Raw genomic sequence first — 2,873 nt, 5'->3', positions numbered from 1 at the left:
CCGGAACTGCCGCCGCACCTCGAAGACGACCGAACCGGCCGACCGGGACACCGCGTTGATGGCCAGCCCGGAGAACAGGAACACGACGGCCGCGCCCGCGATCAGCCCGACCACCGCCTCGTCACCCGCGCGGCCCTCGAACCCGACACCCGTGAACTGGTCCTCGTCGGCGGCGGCGACCCGACGCTCACCGCACGCGCGGACGCGCAGGGCTGGGCGAGCCTGCGCGCCCTCGCGAAGTCGACGGCCGCCGCCCTCAAGAAGCGCGGCCTCACCGACGTCACCCTGTCGTACGACACCACCCTGTACGCCGGGTCCGACGTCCACGTCATCGGCACGAACCCCAACCTCGCGCGGGTCACGCCGCTCACCGCCGACGAGGGGCGGCCCGACGACTCGACGCGGGGCGAGGTCGAGCGGGTGCCCGATCCGGCGGCCGACGCTACGGCCAAGTTCGCGGGGTTCCTGAAGGCCGAGGGCATCACCACGAAAGCCCCCGGCCCCTCCAAGGCGACCTCCCGCGCGCAGACCCTCGCCACCGTCAGTTCGCCCCCGCTCTCCGCCCTCGTCGAGCGCATGCTCACCAACAGCGACAACGACATCGCCGAGTCCCTCGCCCGCCACACCGCCCTCGCCACCGGCCTCCGCCCCGACTTCACCGGCGCCGGCACCGCGATCACGACCCAGCTGAAGAAACTGGGCCTCCCTGTAGCGGGCGTTTCGATCAAAGACGGAAGCGGCCTGGACAGATCCGACCGCCTCACGACCAACCTTTTGACGTCCCTCCTGGTAACAGCAGCCTCCCCGGCCCACCCCAACCTCCGCCCCGTCCTGACGGGCCTCCCCGTCGCCGGCTTCACCGGCACGCTGAGCACCCGCTACACCAACGCCGCAGCAGGCGTCGTCCGCGCAAAAACGGGCACCCTGACCGGCGTCAACGCCCTGGCCGGCACGGTGGTGGACCGCGAGGGCCGCCAACTGGCCTTCGCCTTCCTGGCCTCGGACACGACGAACGCGGGGGCGGCACAGGGGGCACTGGACCGGGCGGCTTCGGCGTTGGCGGGGTGCGGGTGCGGGTGAGCGAAACGCCCCCACCCCAGCTACCCACCCAGCCGCACTCACCCCCGAAGCCCACCCACCCCCTCCACGCCCTGCCCCTTGTCCGACCGCTCACGTACGGTTGACGGCATGACGAGCATCGGTGCTTCTTCCGGGATGGTCGACTGGAATCTGGCCGTGGCGACCGCGACGCGACTTGTGCGGCCCGGCCCCGAGGTGAGCCGGGACGAGGCGCGGAAGGTCGTGGCGGAGCTGCGGCGGTACGCGAAGGCGTCGGAGGGGCACGTCCGGGGGTTCACCCGGATGGGGTCCGAGGACCTGCACGACACCCCGGTGCTGGTGGTGGACCGGCCGGGGTGGGTGCGGGCGAACGTCGCGGGGTTCCGCGAGATCCTGAAACCGCTGCTCGACAAGATGCAGGAGCGCCGGGGGAGTTCACCGGGCGGCGCGGTCCTCGGCGCGGTCGGCGGCAAGGTGACCGGCGTCGAACTGGGCATGCTGCTCTCGTTCCTGTCGTCGCGCGTCCTCGGCCAGTACGAGACGTTCGCCCCGGCGACGAGAGACCTCCCGGCCGGCGCGAACGGCGGCGGCAGACTCCTGCTGGTCGCCCCCAACATCGTCCACGTGGAACGCGAACTGGACGTCGACCCGCACGACTTCAGGCTCTGGGTCTGCCTCCACGAGGAGACGCACCGCACCCAGTTCTCGGCCGTCCCGTGGCTGCGGGACCACCTGGAGGGCGAGATCCAGTCGTTCCTCGGCGAGACGGACGTCGACCCGTCGACGTTCCTGGAGCGCATCAGGGAGGCCGCCCAGTCGCTCGCGGGGGGCCGTCCGGAGGGCGAGGAGGACGACGGTGGGCGTTCCCTGGTGGAGCTGGTCCAGTCGCCCGTCCAGCGGGAGATCCTGGCCCGCTTGACGGCCGTGATGTCCCTGCTCGAAGGGCACGCCGACTTCGTGATGGACGGCGTGGGCCCCGAGGTCGTCCCGACCGTCTCGGAGATCCGCGAGAAGTTCCAGCAGCGGCGTGCCAAGGGCGCCTCCCGCCTCGACATCGCGCTGCGCAGACTGCTCGGCCTGGACGCGAAGATGAAGCAGTACCGCGACGGCGAACGCTTCGTCCGCGCGGTCGTCGACCAGGTCGGCATGGACGGCTTCAACCGCGTGTGGACGTCCCCGAACACGCTCCCCACGAAGGCGGAGATCGCCAAGCCGTCCGACTGGGTCGCGCGCGTGCACCGCAAGGCCGACATGTGAACCGAATCGTGAACCCGTGGCAGGGAAACGCCGCTTCAATCACCCGTCCGAGGGACCGTGAGCCACCGGAAGGCGTGCAATGCTCGGGGAACGCCCCGGTTCTGTCACCATCTACACACTCTGAGTGACATAGCTCGGGTCCCCTCCCCCCGAAAAACTTCATGAAGGGAACCGGACATGGGTCCCCATCCTGCGGTCGCGGCGATACGCCTGGCGGTCCGCCGCGTCCTCCACGACATCCTCATCGAGAACGACCACCCCGAGACCGGGAACGGCCACCCCGCGCCCCCCTCCCCGCAGCCCCTCGTCCTGGTGGCCTGCTCCGGCGGCGCCGACTCCATGGCGCTCGCCTCCGCCCTCTCCTTCGAAGCCCCCCGCCTCGGCCTGCGCGCGGGCGGCGTCACCGTCGACCACGGCCTCCAGAGCGGCTCCGCCGACCGCGCCCGGGAAGTCGTCACCCGCCTGCGTGAACTCGGCCTCGACCCGCTCGACTCCGCCCCCGTCACCGTCGGCCGCGAGGGCGGCCCGGAAGCCGCCGCGCGGGACGCCCGCTACGC

General features: G+C 71.7%; 2 protein-coding genes and 2 pseudogenes. 3 read left to right on the top strand and 1 reads right to left on the bottom strand.

Going from position 1 to position 2,873, the window contains the following annotated elements:
• Positions 1–114: pseudogene (locus ACVNF4_RS34490) on the bottom strand (sodium/proton-translocating pyrophosphatase); the annotation flags it as partial.
• On the opposite strand from ACVNF4_RS34490, the pseudogene dacB reads away from it, so the two are divergent.
• The 3 genes and pseudogenes from dacB to ACVNF4_RS34475 form a co-directional block, all read left to right on the top strand.
• Positions 109–1,080, top strand: a pseudogene (dacB, locus tag ACVNF4_RS34485) (D-alanyl-D-alanine carboxypeptidase/D-alanyl-D-alanine endopeptidase); the annotation flags it as partial. The pseudogenes ACVNF4_RS34490 and dacB sit on opposite strands and share 6 nt — an antisense overlap.
• 108 nt (positions 1,081–1,188) lie before the next feature.
• Complete coding sequence (locus tag ACVNF4_RS34480) at positions 1,189–2,316, top strand: zinc-dependent metalloprotease (protein ID WP_461806805.1); 1,128 nt, start codon at positions 1,189–1,191, stop codon at positions 2,314–2,316.
• A gap of 177 nt (positions 2,317–2,493) precedes the next feature.
• A partial coding sequence (locus ACVNF4_RS34475; protein WP_461806804.1) for an ATP-binding protein occupies positions 2,494–2,873 on the top strand: 380 nt, incomplete at its 3' end.

It is taken from the genome of Streptomyces sp. S6 (assembly GCF_054880855.1).
Note: the sequence above shows the minus strand (reverse complement) of the source record. Positions and strands in the feature narration are given on the sequence as shown.

Coding starts and splice junctions, on each gene's coding strand:
- ACVNF4_RS34480 (WP_461806805.1), top strand. CDS start 1,189: ATGACGAGCATCGGTGCTTCTTCCGGGATGGTCGACTGGAATCTGGCC.